The following is a 17066-nucleotide window of genomic DNA, read 5'->3' as shown; positions in this document are numbered from 1 at the left end:
GTATGACATGAGAGGAGGAACAGAGTTGAGTGGGGTCACGTTAGAGCATGTAACGAAATCTTTTGGTAGCTCAAAAGGGGTCGAAAACGTTCACATTGAGATTAAACAGGGGGAATTTTTCACATTCCTTGGACCAAGCGGATGCGGGAAAACTACTATTTTACGCATGATCGCGGGTTTTTACTATCCCACCAAGGGGCGTATTTTATTTATGAATGCTGATATGACATACGTTCCGCCACACAAACGAAATACAGGTATGGTGTTTCAAAATTATGCTCTGTTCCCTCATATGACAGTGTTTGAAAATATAGCCTTTGGTTTGCAGGTACGCAAGCTTACTAAAGCGCAGATCAAAGAAAAAGTAGAGCAGACACAGAGACTTCTACGTTTGGACGGATTTGGAAATAGGCGAATGGATCAATTATCTGGGGGACAACAACAGCGTGTGGCTCTGGCAAGAGCTTTAGTTATAGAACCCTCCATTCTCTTATTAGACGAACCATTGTCCAACCTGGATGCGAAGTTGCGAGAAGAGACACGCATCGAGATAAAACGGCTGCAATTGGAACTGGGTATTACCACCATCTATGTGACCCATGATCAGGCTGAAGCAATGTCGATGTCTGATCGCATCATGGTGATGCAAAATGGAGAAGTGCAACAGATCGGTATACCAGAAGATATTTATAATCGACCGTCTACTCCGTTTGTTGCTTCTTTTATCGGAGAAACAAATGTATGGGAAGGCGAGGTTGTCCAGATAAATGGAGAGGAAGCTACTGTGCAAGTAGAGCCTGACTTACTTGTAATAGGGTATCGTGATTATGCATCAAATAGCGAGGGGATCAAAGTGGGTGCCAAGGTCTCTCTCTGTATTCGTCCAGAAGCTGTACAGATTGTAAATGATCAGCAAAGAGCTCGGGATATCAATCCTGAACAACGACATGTCTACGAACCGAACCAATGGCATGGTCAAATCAGCCTCTCTGAATTTACTGGGGCTAGTGTGACATATGTTTGTAAAGTCGGTGATAAACAAACGTTGAGAGTCTTGTCTATCCATGCGGGCAATCCAATCAAACAGCGCAAAGAAATGGTTACCTTAGTTATTCCGAAAGCCAATGTTTATTTTATTTCTAAAAGAGAGCCTGACTAATGAATTCGTGCCGTTTTACAGGCTCCGCGAGCAAGCAGTTTAGCTTTTCACCTAGTTTTCTTGACGGATAGGGGAGGTACTAGATGGATACTCGGCCGAAAGCATCGCAAACTGAGCATGTACCCCAAATCACTACACATCGCCACCTTAAGCTTTTGAACTCCAACTCTTTTGTCTACGTGCTAGTTTCTCCTTTATTTCTTATCCTGCTTGCCTATGTTATTTATCCGTTAGGGCAGACCTTTCTGCAAAGTCTGAGAATAGATAAACAGTTTACACTTGCTAATTATGCTCATTTTTTTAGCTTGGAGCATACGGCAAATCTGGAAGCTCTTTGGACCAGCTTATACATCTCGGTGCTTAGTGTGATTGCATGTGGCATCGTAGGAGTAAGTCTAGCATTTCTATTAGAACGCTATGATTTTCCAGGGCGTAAAATTCTGTCTGTACTAGCCATGGTTCCGATGGCACTCCCCCCTTTGATTGGGGTGCTTTCCTTTACTTTTTTATATGGAGAAAGCGGAATTATTCCCCGAGGCTTACAAGCATTCTTTCAGCTTCAGCAGGTACCTTTTTCACTAAAAGGCATTTGGGGCGTACTGATTGTTCATACTTTTACGATGTACACGTATTTTTATATGACCATCACGGCTGCATTGAAAGGATTAGATCCTTCTTTTGAAGAAGCAGCAGCCAATCTTGGCGCTACTCGATTCGTCGTCTGGAAGCGTGTCATTTTGCCTATGCTAACGCCAGCCATTGTAGCGTCATCCTTGCTGGTATTTATGATTGCGATGGCCTCCTATACGGCTCCGCTTATCTTTGGAATTGATCGCACTATGACGATGCAAATCTATTTATCTCGCACCAACGGCAATCTGGAGATGGCAGCAACACAATCTACGATATTATCGATCGTCTCTATCTTGTTTTTGTTATTGATGCGCTGGTATCAAGGTGTGCGTAATTATCAGAATCAGAGCAAAGGGATTAGCGTACATCGTACAGAGGTCAAAAGTAAGGCAGGTCGGTATACAGCAATGGTGCTCTCTACGATTGGTGTTGTTATTCTTCTGCTGCCGATCCTTGTGCTTGTGCTCTTATCCTTCTCAGTAGATGCTAGCTGGACAGTACAGATATTACCGCCAGCTTATACGTTTTCTCATTATCTTGACTTGTTTACAGATAGTAAGACATGGAGGCCGATTTTTACAAGCTTTGAGATGAGTTTTTTTGCTACCCTTGGCAATGTGATCTTTGGAGTAGCGGCAGCTTATGCTATGATTCGTCTGAAATTCAGAGGGAAAGCTTTACTAGATATCCTGATTATGCTGCCATGGGCATTGCCTGGCACCGTTGTGGGTGTTAACCTATTGGCTGCTTTTAGCCAGCCGCATCTATTTGGTTTTTATCAGGTTTTGGTGGGAACGATCTGGATTTTACCCTTGGCTTATTTTGTACGTCACCTACCGTTAGTCTTTCGATCTACTTCAGCTACATTGATGCAGACTGATCATTCCGTAGAGGAAGCGGCACGTAATCTGGGAGCTTCCTGGTGGTATAGCTTTCGACGTGTCGTATTTCCTATGGCGTTACGTGGTATTTTAGCAGGGACGTTACTTGCCTTTGTGCAAGGAATCGGGGAATTTGTGGCTTCTATCCTGCTGTTTACGACCAACAGCACGCCAATTTCTGTAGAGATATATAAGCGCATGTATTCTTTTGAATTTGGTACAGCTTGCGCATATGGTGTTTTGCAGATCGTGTTCATTATCATCGTTTTGTTTCTTACTACAAAATGGACGAAGGATCAAGCTGGCTCAGCAGTTTAGGGCTAAGGAGACGGATGAGAAGCAATAATAGCCAATAGGAGGCTGTTTTGAAGAATGAAATCCACATAGGCTTTTCATGAAAAAGCATCCTTAGCGTGTTTCTTTTCCATAAACATGACCTCATATAAGGGGGAAATCCAGTGAGAAATAGAATGCTATCTCATCGAATGTTCGTTACATGCTGTGCAGGACTCACCAGCCTAGCTGTGATTACCTCATTCGTCATGCTGTCTGCTGTACAGACCGTCCATGCTGATCGGGGGATTGTTGACTTATGGAAAGCAATTCTGCCGGTAACTACAGTGGCTAGTGCGATGAATACGGGCGCACATCCAGATGACGAGCACAGTGCTACGCTTGCCTATCTTAGTTTAGGCAGAGGAATAGAGACAACCAGCCTTATCGCTAATCGTGGAGAAGGTGGGCAAAATGAGATTGGCGACGAGCTTGGTCATTCGTTAGGAATCATTCGTACGCGGGAATTACAAGAGGCATCCAAAATTAGCAACGTAAATCTAATCAATCTCAGTGAACAAATCAATGATCCTATTTATGACTTTGGCTTCTCGAAAAGTCCTGATGAAACCTTAGAAAAATGGGGTGAACAACACACCTATGAACGCTTGATTCGCCATATTCGTCAGGTGCGTCCAGACATCGTGATTCCTGCCTTTCTCAATGAAGAGTCTACTCATGGTCATCATCGGGCAATGAATGTGATTACAGTGAGAGCGTTTGAAGATGCCGCCAACCCATCTATATTTCCTGAACAAATAAAAGCAGGATTATCACCCTGGCAGGTGAAAAAGCTATATCTACCAGCAAATGCTAAGGATTATACGGTTCGAATTCCAATAGGGGATTACGATCAACGATACGGAGCTTCTTACAAGCAGTTGGGAGAAGAATCACGTTTCATGCACAAAAGCCAGGGCATGGGTCGACACTATGACGAAGGGCCGGACTTTGTGTACTACAAGCTAGCAAAATCAGTTGGGCCCATTAAGCAAAAGGAAGCAGACCTGTTTGAGGGAATCTCCTTTACCTTTGAGGAGTGGGCAAAAGAGCTGGCTCAGCAGAAGAAAGCAAGTCGTTTATCCCAAAAAATTCACCAGCTGCAAAACGATGCAGCACAGATTCTCCATGCCTATCCAGATTTCTTACAGGTAGCAAAGAGCATTCATCGTATGAAAAAGAATGTAACAGACACGATCAGGGAGGCTAAGTCCGCTGATCTAACTGCAGAAAGCAGGGTGGATGTGCTTCACCGATTACAGATAAAAGAGCATCAATTAGATAAAGCGAGTGCAAAGGCCTTGTCACTCGTGGGTAAAGTAACATCCTCTGGCAATGAGCTGATCCCCGGGCAAACAGCCAAAGTAACAGTCACAGCATATAATGGCAGCCAGGTCGCTATTAAAAATGTAAGGATAACGCTGAGGACACCAGATGGATGGAAGGTAAAACCCACAGGACCTACAACGTTTGGGCAGGTGAGCTACAATCAGAGAGTATCAGTGACATATGACGTACATATCCCAAAAGATGCGGACAAATTCCATCCGTACCGCTTACCCATCCTCTCTAGCGATATAACCTACAATGCTTTTGGAGAGGACGCGACATTACATGCTGTACCGCAATCTACAGTGGGGATTTTGCCACCATTTTCCCTATCGCTTAATCCGAATGCTACCGTGTTAAACACCCTACAGCAAAACCTAGAGATTCCCATTCAAGTTACGGTAAAAAACTATACACCAGGTGCTAGCGAGCCAACGATTTCGCTTATGTTGCCAGCGGGCTGGACTGTTAAGCCAGCTTCAAGTAAACTCACCTTTGCTCACAAAGGGGAAACGAAAAGTATTTCGTTTCGCGTAACCCCGTCCCCAAAAGTAAAAAACGGTACCTACGAGATTACAGCAAAAGCTAGTGCAACAGGATTAGGGAGTCATGAAAATGTGCAGGTCATTACATATCCACACATTGGAACCACCTATTACATCCATCCTGCTACCCTTGCCATTCAAGCTTTTGATCTGAAGCTAGAAAAAAATAGAAAGGTAGGATATATCTCTAGTGGATTTGATCAAATCGACCACTATCTGCGGCAAGTAGGGATAAACGTGGTTAATTTGGATGCAAAGGCAGTAGAATCAGGTGATTTACAGCAATATGACACAATTGTGCTGGGGATACGTGCGTACGGATTCCGACCAGAGCTGATCACAAGTAATAAACGTCTACTCCAATACGTTGAAAATGGCGGTAATCTAATCGTTCAGTACCATAAACCGGAGGATAAATGGACACCTGATCTGGCTCCTTATCCCATTACCATTGGGCAACCGCTGATAAAGTGGCGTGTTACTGATGAAAATTCCAAGGTGACCATGTTACAACCCGCACACCCTTTATTTACAACTCCCAACAAAATAACTGCACAGGACTGGAAGGACTGGGTTCAGGATCGTTCTGCCTACAATTCGTCTGCTTGGGGGAAGGAGTACACAGAGCTGATAAGCCATGGTGATCCTAATGAGAAGGAGTTCACAGGTACCTATTTAACTGCCAAATATGGCAAAGGAACCTACACGTACAGCTCCTTGGTCTGGTATCGACAAATACCCAATTTAGTCCCAGGAGCCATTCGCATGTTTGTTAATATGATCAGTTTGAAGCAATAAGGCAGTCTATTTAGCTACATCCGTGAGGGGTCTCCATCTTACAGGGACCCTCTGCACGGATGTATGGAAGGCAAGGTCCATAAAAATAGACAAGGAGGCATCCCGCATGAAATTTCAAGCTCGACAAGCGAGAATGTACAATCAGGAAGGAACAAGCTTCCCAGGGAAAACCTATGCCAAGGTGGTTTTGGAGCCAGCTTATGAAGAGGCAAAAGCCCACCTATTAGCTCCCATGCTGGCTATCAATAAGGCCCACCTAATCATGTTAAAAGAGCAGGGATTGCTTTCTAAGGAGGAAGCAAGACAAATCGCAGATGCATTACAGAAGCTAGATGTAGACGCTTTGCGAAAGTCTGGTTACACAGGTGAATATGAGGACTTATTTTTTCAGGTGGAAAATCAATTGCTAGAACTAGCAGGTGACATTGCCGGCAATTTACATTTGGCTCGTAGCCGCAATGATATGGGTATTTGCATGTATCGAATGGTGCTAAGGGAGAAGCTACTTGCGACTTATTCAACGGGAGTGCTTCTGCATGAATATTTACTGCAAGTAGCCGAAGAGCACATCGATACTATCATGCTTGGTTACACACATACTCAACAGGCACAACCAACCACCCTTGCTCACTATGTAATGGCGATGGCAGATTCTCTGGAACGCGATCTGCGCCGACTACGCTCTGCTTATGACAATTGTAATAAAAGTCCAATGGGCGCGGCGGCACTGACCACCTCGGGCTTTACGATCAGTCGTGCTCACATGCAAGAATTATTAGGCTTTGATGAAATGGTGGAAAATTCCTACGATGCCATTAGCGGTGCAGATTATCTTGGCGAGGCGATGCTGGCAGTTCAATTAGCGGCGATTAATCTTGGGCGATCGGTGCAGGATTTTCTGCTGTGGTGCACGCAAGAATGTAACGCTGTGAGAGTGGCCGATCCCTATGTGCAAGTCAGCTCCATTATGCCGCAAAAGCGCAATCCCGTTTCCTTGGAGCATATGCGTTCCTTATTATCCAGCTGCGTAGGCACGACTAATACAGTGCTTTCGATGATGCATAACACACCGTTTGGTGATATTGTGGATACAGAAGATGACATGCAGCCGTATGTATGGAAAAGCTTGTCCATTTTAGATAACATGTATCATTTACTAATTGCTGTCATTACAACGATGCAAATCAATAAAGAGGTGCTCTCGGCACGTGTTAAGGGAAGCTTTGCCACAGTGACAGAATTAGCGGATACATTAGTACGTACAGATAAGCTATCTTTTAGAACCTCGCATCGTATTGTCAGCGATGTGGTACAACAGGCGATCAAGCAGAAAATAACAGCCGATCAAATAACACTTCACATGGTAAATGAGGCAGCCCAACATGTGATTCATAGAGAAGTGGTACTTACTGAGGCAGAGCTTGCTGAAGCGCTTGATCCTGTACATTTTGTCACCATCCGTTCTTTACCGGGTGGTCCTAGCCCCAGAGAAATGATGCGCATGATTGAAACGCGAAAATCAACACAGGAGCTGATGCACAACTGGTGGCAGACAGCAGCATTGCGTTGTCAATCCGCCTTGTCACAATTGGATGAAATCTTGTCAACATGGAGTGATAACACATGAACCAATGGCATATTCCTCTTCTTGCGGTAGATGGAGGAGGTACAAAAAGCTTGGCGATGTTCGTGAATTACAACCAGCAGGTACTGGGAACAGGAGTGGCTGGATCATGTAACTATCATGGAAAGGGAGTGGAGTCAGCTACATATGAGTTGAAATTGGCGATTCAAAGAGCAATCAATGAAGCCATGCCTACACAGGTACAGAATCATTCTCAAATAAATGCTCCACTACAAGTAGACTGCGCTGTTTTTGGCATAGCTGGTCTAGATACTTCCTATGATCGAGCTCTCATAGTAAAGCTAGTGAACCAAGTGCTATTTGATTTGAACATTCAAATAAAGAAGCTAATTGTTGAAAACGATTGTGTTGCTGCCCTTCTAGGTGCCACACGTGGTAAGCCTGGCATATTGGCCATTGCCGGCACGGGGTCCATTGTTTGTGGGATAGGTAAGGATGGAAAGAGAAGCAGAGTTGGCGGCTGGGGACATCTAGTAGGTGATGAAGGCAGTGGCTATTGGATCGGCAAACAAGCGTTAACGGCTATATTTCAAGCATCAGATGGACGCTCGGATGCTACATTGCTTGCAGAGGAAGTCCTTACCTATTTGCAAATAGAAGATGTAGAACAGCTTTTTCACTGGGTCTATAATGAAAAAACGTATTCAGTGGACAGAGTAGGTGAACTATCCCGCCTTGTAAGTAGAGCAGCGCACCAAGGAGATCAAACAGCACACCGGATTTTAGAAAGAGCTACAGATGAATTGTTTGCAGGTATAAAAACAGTCATGGATCAGCTTGACTTACAAGAGTTAGCTTGTCAGGTTATTTTACAAGGAGGCGTGCTGAAGCATGAGCCACTCGTAAGACAAAGGCTTATTCAATCAATTAGTGAATATGCTCCGCAAGCAATCGTGGACGATAATGAGCAAGAACCCATTCAAGGAGTAATTGCTATGGGGCTTTTTGCCATGAGTAGTTCTTAAGCCTCTACTGTCAACCTAATAAATTCAGGGCACAAAGGGAGGGAGTAGCATGCGGAAAGCAAGAGAGAATGCTCAAGTAAGGCGTCTGCTGTTTCTTTTTCCACATCCCGATGATGAATCGTTTGCCTGCGCAGGAACCATGGCAAAATACAGCGAATTAGGACAGCTAATTTATTTGGTGACAGCTACTTCAGGAGATAAAGGAAAGTGCGGACCCTATTCGATCACCTGTCAAAAGCAGCTGGCTGTCTTGCGTGAGCACGAATTAAGCAGTGCCCTCAGCGTCTTGGGAGTAGCCGAATTGCTGTTATATCGCTTTCCAGACGGCGGGCTGGCTCAGATGGACCAAAGCATGCTCACCGAACGCGTACTTCAGACGCTCCTGTCTATTAACCCTCAGATCATCATCACCTTTCCACCAGATGGCGTTACAGGTCATCCCGATCATATTGCGCTTTCTCATGCGGTAGAAACAGCGGTGAAACGTTATGAAGAACAACTACCCCAACAGGAATATCCTGATTTGTATTATGTCTCCATTCCCCATTATTACGATCATTGTAAGGAGCGTCCTCCACAAGCAACGTTCCCTATCACAGCAAAAGTAGATATTTCAAACTATAAGGCTCACAAGGGGAAGGCATTGCAGGCCTACAAGAGCCAGGAATATTCAGTTAATAAAGCATTCCCTGGAGTGCTACAGGGTGATTTTTCCGTAATAAACCCTTATGAATATTACACACGGGTTCGTTCAAGGGGACGAAATGAGTTTCAAGATGAGCATGGTCGCAAGCTACAGACAGCGAATATCCCGACTTTTTGCTTTTTAGAAGGGCTGGAGTAAGCCGGCACTGCTACTATTGTAATCGGGGATGACATCTAAAAAGCTTCGTCTGCTTGTATGCTTCTTTTGTTGGTATTTTTGTTTTGAGAAAGTTACCTCTTTTCTGAATAAACCTTGTCACCCTCTTTTAGCTCATGTAAGGTAATATAATGGAAACAAAAACTCCCCATACCGTAGACAGATAAAGGAAGTGAGACAGCATGAAACGTACACTGGTAATGAGCGATATTCACGGAGAATTGGATAAAATGGAACAATTATTAGCGAAAGCGAATTACCATGCAGACAAGGATCAGCTCATCTTGTTAGGCGATTACGTAGATCGTGGCCCCAATTCCAAGGGAGTTATCGCGAAAGTAAAGGAACTGACTCAGGCAGGAGCTATTGCCTTAAAAGGAAATCATGAGGATATGATGATCAAGGCCTTAACTATTGCCAATGAATTTTGGATGGGCAGGTGGATTCGTAACAATGCGCCTACAACATTGCGCCTCTATGGATTGGAATTGCCTTTAACAGAAGAAGAAGCCTTTCAACAAGTGATCAGACCAGAACCAGGCTCAAATGAACCACCTAAAATATTACCTAAGAAGGATGCGCCGGGGATTAAGCTGGAATTACCCGCCCAGCTCCTAGAGGACATTCGATTTTTAGAACAATTACCGCTCTATTATGAGACAGAGGAATACATCTTCATTCATGCAGGGGTGCATCCAGACAAATCTTTGGACGAAATGGACGAGCAGGAAATGCTCTGGATACGTGAAGAATTTCATAATGGATATGCGGGAGAGAAGACTGTCATTTTTGGACATACATCTACAAACTATTTACATGCAGATGGCAGTACAGATGTTTATTTTGGTAAAAATAAAATTATCGGCATTGACGGAGGCTGTGTTTACGGAGGTAAATTACACTGTCTGGAGTTACCAAGTCGAAAGGTTTATACAATTTAATCGCTCTGTGACAATAGAGAGGCTGTTTTCCTAAGCGGGAGAGCAGCCTTTTTTTGATGAAAAACCCTCGAACTATCAGCTTCCGCAATCCATTTAAGAAGGAATTTTAATCCAAGTAGACAGCTAATCCTCATACTCTAGCCTCTTCTTTTAGACTTAGTTTCTGGAAAGGAAAAAATTTGAAAATGACGAATATGTATCCAGAGAACGTAATAGAAGTAGGTTTCCTATTACAGTGGAGGTGTCGAGTAATTGGAGGAACGAAAGCAAGACCTACTTGAGTGGCAAAAAGAGAATCGCAAAAAGCTAAATGAGCATTTCCCGAGCTTGTTTCATCAAGGAATTCTGGTAAGGAGTGAATGGTTAAAGCTGTTTGGCGAGGATACCTTACGCGATGATAGATACGGGTTGTTTTGGCCGAGTAAGAGGACTGCAATACAAGAGGCATCACTGAAACCAGCGTTCCCCACTCCCACACTTAATGTAGCATGTTCTAAAAATGCCAGTGAAACAGAAAATCTGTATATAGAAGGGGACAATTTAGATGGATTGCGACTTCTATGTAGCACACATACAGGTAAAATACAATGCATCTACATAGACCCACCTTATAATACCGGTAAAAACTTCATTTATAAAGATAACTACCACAGGAAAATGAAGAGCAAAATCCTGCATAAACACTCTTCTGCATTTGATCAGCAATGGCGAGAAAACATGCATAACGATTGGCTTACGATGATGTATCCCCGCTTGGCAATTGCACGACAGCTACTGACAGAGGATGGCGTTATCCTCATTAGTATTGATTCAAAGGAATTTGCAAATCTGCGCCTTATCTGTGATGAGCTTTATGGTGAGCAAAATTATGTAGGTGAGTTTATTTGGAGCGGAGGCAGAAAAAATGACGCCAAGTTTATATCGATCTCGCATGAATTTATTTTGGTATATGGAAAAAATGTAAGCTATCTGCAACAACACAGAAAAGTTTGGCGTGAGAAAAAAACAGGTCTGGCGGAAATTTACAAGCAAGGTAAGCATCTTGCCAAAAAATATAACGGACAATATCGTGAGGCGAGTCGGGAATTAAAAAAATGGTTTCGCACATTGCCAGAGAACCACCCCTCTAAGCAGCACAGCCATTATGCCGCAATTGATGAAAAAGGAGTTTACTTTCCAGGAGACATCTCTTGGCCGGGCGGTGGGGGACCTGTCTATGATGTCTTGCATCCCGTTACTAAAAAGCCTGTTAAGGTTCCGGCGAGAGGCTGGGCTTATACCGAACAACGCATGAAAGAATTCCTACAGGCAGATTTGATCCATTTTGGTATAGATGAAACAACGATCCCCTGTATAAAGCGATATCTCCATGACACAGAGCATCAGGTTCCATACAGCGTGTTTTATCATGATGGCAGAAGGGCGATGAAACGCTTGCGAAAGCTCATGGATGGTCAACTTTTTCCCTTTCCAAAGGACGAACGCTTAATGAAAAAGGTGCTGGAGATTGTCACGCAAAAAGAATCCATTGTTTTAGATTTTTTTGCAGGGTCTTCTACTACCGCCCATGCTGTTATGCAGCTTAATGCAGAAGATGGGGGAAAACGTAAATTTATCATGATTCAGCTACCAGAAGCCATACCAGCTACTTCTACAGCTTATCATCAAGGCTACCGAACCATTTGTGAGCTAGGCCAGGAACGAATCAGACGAGCGGGAGAACAGATTTTCCAGGAAACAGGAAGCCAGCAGACTGATTATGGATTTCGAGTCATTACGCTTAGCGGTGCTGATAAAGATACAGCAGTCGATTAAGGGACTCTTGCTTGCCCTGTGGATGGTAATCGCCATAGCAGATGAGACTGTGTAGATAACTTTGTTCCGCTTGCAAAAACTTACCTAACTGCTGATAATATTGACCTAGTAAACGATAAAAATGACCGTAGCTTCTTTTTTCAAGATAAGTTTCGGGTTGGATGCTCCAAAGATCTTTATCCTCAAGTAAAGAGGAAATATTCGAAATGTGGCCATAATCTAAGTATATCTCCATGAGCTGATTGACCACTGCGAGAATGGTTTTACGGCTAGCATGCGTTAGACATTTTTTAAACTGCCGAATAGCGGTTGCTTTATTACCTATTCGATACTCAAGCAATGCTCTCATTAGTCTGTAATGCTCAGAGGAGGAAGTGCGGGAGATTTGACTATAGCAAATAAAAGCCTCTTTTGCTCCCTGGAAATCCTCCAATGCATACGATGAATAAAATAAGGTGCGGTAAGCATCTATCGTGTCAGCAGGCTTGCGTTGAGCAATCTGCAATAGCTCCTTACTATACAAGATGGATTCGTCGTAGCGGCCTAATAGATAGGCATGCATGCTAATGTGCTGGTATAGCTGGATTTGTTGCTCAGCAGGCAGGAGATCAGCATAAAATAAAACGTTTTTTCCTAGGTAAAAGGCGGATTCGAAGTCCGCTTCTTTTTGTTGTGCCATTACATATAATTGAAGAAAAAGCTGAGCCAAATGCTGTAGCAAGCCGTGGTCTCTCGCATACTGAGCCATGAGATCGTACAGCGTTTGTTTTAACACACTGTCTTTTACTTGTTGAGTTTGTTCATATAACCTATTGAGCAGGCGGTCGGTCTCTTCCTGAGGAGACTTTAAATAACTAAGTGCAACTTTGCGCACGAGCTGTATATTGCCAATGAGGAGGGCATCCTCCAACAGCTCCTCAACTATTTCAAGCCGTGGTTCCACCAATAAATACGCTTCGATAATTTCTGCATAGGGGATGTGCAGGTGTTCGACGAGGGGTTTTAATGTTTTTAATTCTGGACGCTTCGTATCAGCATTTTCAATTTTGGAGATGACGCCCTTACTAATCCCAGTCATGTAGGCAAGCTGTGTGATTGAAAGGTTGGCTTGTTGCCGATAATTGCGAATGATTTCGCCGATAGTGACGTAATGCATACTATCTTGAAATAAAGTGCTCATGAGTTGACCCCTTCTTTCCTCACAGATTTTTACCAAAAAGTAGCCCAAATAAGGTATACAATCCTTAAATTTGTTTATAACAAGGCTATGAAAGTAGATAGAGGAGGTATGAAAACGTTGAGTGGATTCTGGATAAAGCTAATTCTGACTCCTTTTTTATTCCTGCTACTAGATAATGTGTATGGTGGCATTTATTATCCTTATTGGTGGGAACCTGTAGTAGCAGGTGTAGTGGTAGCACTCCTTGGTCAGTTAATGGAAGTAATGTTTTTGCAGCCAGGTACATTATGGTTAACGACTTTTCTTGATATGCTCATGTGTTTGGTTGTCGTCTTCTTTACTAAATTTATCTTTAGTGGAACAAAAATGGGGATGGATGGTATTTTCTTTTTCGCTGTTTTTTTCGGTCTAACCGAGTATTTCTTGCATCTGTGGCTTATACGCAGTGGCCGCGTGGAGAAAGTATGAGCTAAAAAACTGAGGCGCTTCGTACTCGGTAGCGATCTTGTGCTAGCCAGCCAAGATCGCTTTTTTTCATTGCGAAAGGGGATAGGAATATACGTTCTGTTAGGTGATAAAAGAAAGGCCTGACAAACATCAGGCATTAACAAGGTATGGCTACGAACCAAAGGCCACTAATAAAGTTCCAACGGCAATTAGTCCAATGCCGATACCGCCAATGAGGCTAACGCGTTCGCCAAGAAATACAAAAGCTAAACCAACAGCCAGCACGACACTTAATTTATCAATGGGCCCAACCTGAGCGACCTTTCCATATTTTAAGGCCACAAAGTAAAATAACCATGATAATGCTCCAGCTACACCGCTTAGCACGATGAAGGAAAGAGCCTTTTTGTTGGCAATAACTTCGCCAAAGGCACTCCATTTTCCTTCAAAAAGAACCACACCAAGTAAAAATAAAGCCATAATAACAGCTCGAATAGCAGTTGCCGTATTTGCATCTACTTGACTTAACCCAATTTTTCCGAAAATAGATACCAATGCTGCCATCAGGGCAGATAATAATGCAAAAAGCAACCAAGCCTGCATAAAAAGAACCACCTTTGTATGTAAGAAATGTGTATTACTTATAGATAGCACTTAGGTTGTTTGACGCTCAAAGGTCTGAAGCATGTGCTCTAAAAGGTAAATAAATTCTGCTTTTTTACAATAATAGCATTGATCGAGCCAAAATGGATGAAGATTATGCCAAACTGTTGGCCCCGCTACATGACGAAAGCGTCCAAATAGCTGGCGCGGGTAGGATGCATGCGTAAATGATATTTCATATTGATCATTTGCATAACGGGTTTGTTCTTTGGTTGATTCACGTACGAATCCGCGAGCTGCCAAAGGTGGATCTGCAATCTCGATCAAGAGATCACGGGATGAAAATAGCTCCAGATTACCATCGATTTGCTGGAAGAAAGCGGGACCATATTCCAAAAATAAATGGAGCACCTCATATAAACATTCCGACAGCTCTTGTTCATCTGCATAGCTCCTCCATTGGGCTACGCCGTGTGTGCGACCCCATTTTCCTTCAGACCAGGTCCATAGATCAATACTGCCGTAGCTCTCATGTTGCAATGAAGCAGTGAACCTCCGTTGCCTTTTATGAAACGATAAGAGCAAGCCGGTATTCGTGATAGCAGGAGTTGTACAATAAAAAGCAAACTGTTCGAGGGCTCTGCTACCTGTTTTTGCAACTGCTTCAGTTGGGGGAAAGACGGCTTCAGACAGAATAAAACCAGCTTTAAGCAATTGCTCCTGCAAGCAAGCCCTGACCATTTTGTTTACTCGAACAGGTGAACGCCGACACTTATTTACAAGGATGCGATGCTGTTGCAGAAATTGAGCTGTTTGGCTAGATAAGAATGCGTAGGAACAGCCTTCCACACCAGTTATATCGAAGGCTTGAAGAAAGAGCGCCCTAGCTTTTTCATGTGTGTTCTGCTCTTGTTCATGTAATAGCATGTAGTTCAGAAACCTCTCAAAGCTTGTCGAGCATGCCACCCAATCAGACAAAGCCGATAAGGTACCTTCCAAATGCCTCTCAGGAGTGAAATCATTATAAGGAACGAACAAAGAAACCAAAGCTTCACCGTTCACATAGCTGGAAAATCCCCAAGCGTCATCGGGCAAATGAACCACATAGATACTGAGTTGCCCCGTAATTTCCGAGATGTAAGCAGCGAATTCATCACTTCCCTCTTCTTCCTCAGCTAGCATGACTGCGGTCCAATTTTGGTTTATTGGATAAAGAAAGGATTTGATGTTATGCTGCTTTACAATCGTTTGCACATGATCTTTATCTATCTGATAAAGCAATGTGGCATAAGTAGTGTAACCCATGCCGTCATTCCCTCCTGTCTTTTTACACAAGTTCTCTATCGGAAATCGTACCATATGAAATCATGTGGTTTCCAGCTAACAATTCCTTTTAGAGAATGGGTTCATTAAGCGCATTTGCTTGTGTTTCAATTTCGGATTGCGTTACACTACAAAATGAAAGAACATGCATGAATCATGTAAATGAGACATTGCTCAATTATGATGCGGTAAGAGGGAAAGGAGATTGTCATGACAAGATATCAATTAGCGGAACGAAAAGTAGACGATTACATAACATATGTCCTAACTGATGCAGAATATCCAGCGGAAGCTCATCTAGTGCCAGGGCTTGGAAATAATTTATTTCGTTTTTCAGTGAATAATCAAGAGGTATTTGTATCACCTGAAAAAATTTCCATGATCAGGGATGCTTCTGCCCGTTTTGGAAATCCGATTTTGTTTCCGCCCAATAAAATTAGACATGGAAGCTTTTCCTTTAACGGAAAGAAATATCAACTCGGATTAAACAAAGGGGAGCATCATTCTCACGGAGAATTACGTGTACGCGCTTGGAACGTGATAGATCGCGGTGCAAAAGCTGATCGTGGTGCGTTCGTCGTATCCGAGTTTGATTTTGCCGATCACCCTGATTTATTGGAGGCATTTCAGGCACGTCTGGTGTTTCGCTTTACCTATGTTTTACAAGATGGCGTTCTACGTCTGGAAGGGGAAGTGAAGAACGAGAGCGCAGTGGCGGCTCCGTTTATGTTAGGATTCCATCCTTATTTCCATGTGAAGCAGGGGCACGAACAGCAAACAATCATGCAGGTTTCTTCAAAACTAGAGTGGCCCGTAAATGAGGAAGGGTTCGTAGATGGTTCACCGACCTCAACTGATTTGTGTCAGCAATTAACCAAGGGGCTAGCCTATCCTGACATGCCAAAAGGACGAGATCATGCTTTTGTTACAGTAGGGAATGGAACCACCAGTTGCGAACTGATTGACCAGCAAGAAAGTCATAAAATTGTTTATGAATTTGGAGATCAATTCCCATTCATGCTAGTCTTCCAACCAAGCTGGAATAACAGTGTGTCTCTTGAGCCATACACGGCTGTCACAGATGCTTTTAATTTAGATGTAGCAGCAGAGCAGACAGGTGCTCGTGGTCTAGAGCCGGGGGAGCAATTTGTCTTTACACATACTTTCCGTGTAGAAAAGCTGTAAGCCGAAATTAACGATAGCGCAGTATTCCTTGCTTTTATAGCAGACGGGAAGTAACAGCAAAAAGGGGGAATAAACATGCCTCAATTATTATTGCGTGGGATTTCCACCGAACAGGCATGCAACATGAGCGAGTCTTTGCTTTGCGAGCTAGCAGAGATTTGTGACTGTGGAACAGATAATTTTATCATGGAGTGCATACCGACGGTCTCTATCTTTGAAGGAAAGCAAGTAGAGACCTATCCTTTTATCCACGTGTATTGGTTTGAGCGAGGAACAGAGGTAAGGGATCGTTTTGCGGAATGTGTGTCCAGACACGTTTTGGCGCAGGGTATACCGGAAGTAGAGATAGCTTTTAGTGTGTTTGAGACGAATAGCTATTATGTAAATGGAAAAAGATGCTTTGATTAAGCACTATAGTCAAA

14 protein-coding genes are annotated in these 17066 nt (G+C 43.3%); 11 read left to right on the top strand and 3 right to left on the bottom strand.

Annotated features, from left to right (window positions below; translation table 11 throughout):
• Window positions 1-25 precede the first annotated feature (25 nt).
• The 8 genes from GOP56_RS10160 to GOP56_RS10125 all read left to right on the top strand — a co-directional run bounded on the left by GOP56_RS10160 (window position 26) and on the right by GOP56_RS10125 (window position 11906).
• Window positions 26-1159: an ABC transporter ATP-binding protein gene (locus GOP56_RS10160; RefSeq protein ID WP_163245489.1), complete on the top strand. Its 1134-nt coding sequence runs from the start codon at window positions 26-28 to the stop codon at window positions 1157-1159.
• Window positions 1160-1242: 83 nt separating this feature from the next.
• A complete protein-coding gene (locus tag GOP56_RS10155; protein ID WP_254068682.1) occupies window positions 1243-2991 on the top strand; it encodes an ABC transporter permease in 1749 nt (582 codons plus the stop codon).
• A 152-nt stretch (window positions 2992-3143) separates the two neighbouring features.
• Window positions 3144-5678, top strand: coding sequence for an NEW3 domain-containing protein (locus GOP56_RS10150; RefSeq protein ID WP_371807992.1), 2535 nt, complete (start codon window positions 3144-3146; stop codon window positions 5676-5678).
• A gap of 106 nt (window positions 5679-5784) precedes the next feature.
• Window positions 5785-7305 (top strand): argininosuccinate lyase, encoded by a 1521-nt coding sequence (gene argH / locus GOP56_RS10145; protein WP_163245488.1) that lies wholly within the window; start codon window positions 5785-5787, stop codon window positions 7303-7305.
• Complete coding sequence (locus tag GOP56_RS10140; protein ID WP_163245487.1) at window positions 7302-8288, top strand: N-acetylglucosamine kinase; 987 nt, start codon at window positions 7302-7304, stop codon at window positions 8286-8288. Before argH ends, GOP56_RS10140 begins: the two co-directional genes overlap by 4 nt.
• 49 nt (window positions 8289-8337) lie before the next feature.
• Entirely contained in the window at window positions 8338-9132 is a 795-nt protein-coding gene (locus tag GOP56_RS10135) for a PIG-L deacetylase family protein (protein WP_163245486.1), read from the top strand.
• Window positions 9133-9332: 200 nt separating this feature from the next.
• Window positions 9333-10091 carry a metallophosphoesterase family protein gene (locus tag GOP56_RS10130; protein WP_163245485.1) on the top strand — a complete coding sequence of 253 codons (759 nt, stop codon included), beginning with the start codon at window positions 9333-9335 and terminating at the stop codon, window positions 10089-10091.
• A 252-nt stretch (window positions 10092-10343) separates the two neighbouring features.
• Complete coding sequence (locus GOP56_RS10125) at window positions 10344-11906, top strand: site-specific DNA-methyltransferase (RefSeq protein ID WP_163245484.1); 1563 nt, start codon at window positions 10344-10346, stop codon at window positions 11904-11906.
• On the opposite strand, the gene GOP56_RS10120 is transcribed toward GOP56_RS10125, so the two are convergent.
• On the bottom strand, window positions 11872-13086 hold the full coding sequence (locus GOP56_RS10120) for a helix-turn-helix domain-containing protein (RefSeq protein ID WP_163245483.1): 1215 nt from the start codon (window positions 13084-13086) through the stop codon (window positions 11872-11874). The genes GOP56_RS10125 and GOP56_RS10120 overlap by 35 nt on opposite strands.
• Window positions 13087-13194: 108 nt before the next feature.
• Between GOP56_RS10120 and GOP56_RS10115 the strand changes: the two genes are divergently transcribed.
• Window positions 13195-13554: a hypothetical protein gene (locus GOP56_RS10115; RefSeq protein WP_163245482.1), complete on the top strand. Its 360-nt coding sequence runs from the start codon at window positions 13195-13197 to the stop codon at window positions 13552-13554.
• 150 nt (window positions 13555-13704) lie between these two features.
• Here GOP56_RS10115 and GOP56_RS10110 read toward each other — a convergent pair whose 3' ends face one another.
• Together GOP56_RS10110 and GOP56_RS10105 are read right to left on the bottom strand one after the other, a co-directional pair.
• On the bottom strand, window positions 13705-14136 hold the full coding sequence (locus GOP56_RS10110) for an EamA family transporter (protein WP_003336572.1): 432 nt from the start codon (window positions 14134-14136) through the stop codon (window positions 13705-13707).
• A gap of 51 nt (window positions 14137-14187) precedes the next feature.
• On the bottom strand, window positions 14188-15441 hold the full coding sequence (locus GOP56_RS10105; protein ID WP_163245481.1) for a hypothetical protein: 1254 nt from the start codon (window positions 15439-15441) through the stop codon (window positions 14188-14190).
• A 228-nt stretch (window positions 15442-15669) separates the two neighbouring features.
• On the opposite strand from GOP56_RS10105, the gene GOP56_RS10100 reads away from it, so the two are divergent.
• Both GOP56_RS10100 and GOP56_RS10095 read left to right on the top strand, forming a co-directional pair.
• A complete protein-coding gene (locus GOP56_RS10100; protein WP_163245480.1) occupies window positions 15670-16644 on the top strand; it encodes an aldose 1-epimerase in 975 nt (324 codons plus the stop codon).
• A 75-nt stretch (window positions 16645-16719) separates the two neighbouring features.
• Window positions 16720-17052, top strand: coding sequence for a DUF1904 family protein (locus GOP56_RS10095; protein ID WP_163245479.1), 333 nt, complete (start codon window positions 16720-16722; stop codon window positions 17050-17052).
• Window positions 17053-17066 lie beyond the last annotated feature (14 nt).

Origin of the sequence: Brevibacillus sp. 7WMA2 (genome assembly GCF_010748895.1) — a bacterium.
Taxonomy (GTDB): Bacteria; Bacillota; Bacilli; order Brevibacillales; family Brevibacillaceae; genus Brevibacillus_B; species Brevibacillus_B halotolerans.
This window is presented reverse-complemented; position numbering and strand designations above follow the sequence as displayed.

What these genes read in the sequence shown, in the direction of transcription:
- GOP56_RS10155 (WP_254068682.1), top strand. Translation starts at nt 1,243, where the DNA reads ATGGATACTCGGCCGAAAGCATCGCAAACTGAGCATGTACCCCAAATC.
- GOP56_RS10150 (WP_371807992.1), top strand. Translation starts at nt 3,144, where the DNA reads ATGCTATCTCATCGAATGTTCGTTACATGCTGTGCAGGACTCACCAGC.
- argH (WP_163245488.1), top strand. Translation starts at nt 5,785, where the DNA reads ATGAAATTTCAAGCTCGACAAGCGAGAATGTACAATCAGGAAGGAACA.
- GOP56_RS10140 (WP_163245487.1), top strand. Translation starts at nt 7,302, where the DNA reads ATGAACCAATGGCATATTCCTCTTCTTGCGGTAGATGGAGGAGGTACA.
- GOP56_RS10135 (WP_163245486.1), top strand. Translation starts at nt 8,338, where the DNA reads ATGCGGAAAGCAAGAGAGAATGCTCAAGTAAGGCGTCTGCTGTTTCTT.
- GOP56_RS10130 (WP_163245485.1), top strand. Translation starts at nt 9,333, where the DNA reads ATGAAACGTACACTGGTAATGAGCGATATTCACGGAGAATTGGATAAA.
- GOP56_RS10120 (WP_163245483.1), bottom strand. Translation starts at nt 13,086, where the DNA reads ATGAGCACTTTATTTCAAGATAGTATGCATTACGTCACTATCGGCGAA.
- GOP56_RS10115 (WP_163245482.1), top strand. Translation starts at nt 13,195, where the DNA reads ATGAAAACGTTGAGTGGATTCTGGATAAAGCTAATTCTGACTCCTTTT.
- GOP56_RS10110 (WP_003336572.1), bottom strand. Translation starts at nt 14,136, where the DNA reads ATGCAGGCTTGGTTGCTTTTTGCATTATTATCTGCCCTGATGGCAGCA.
- GOP56_RS10105 (WP_163245481.1), bottom strand. Translation starts at nt 15,441, where the DNA reads ATGGGTTACACTACTTATGCCACATTGCTTTATCAGATAGATAAAGAT.
- GOP56_RS10100 (WP_163245480.1), top strand. Translation starts at nt 15,670, where the DNA reads ATGACAAGATATCAATTAGCGGAACGAAAAGTAGACGATTACATAACA.
- GOP56_RS10095 (WP_163245479.1), top strand. Translation starts at nt 16,720, where the DNA reads ATGCCTCAATTATTATTGCGTGGGATTTCCACCGAACAGGCATGCAAC.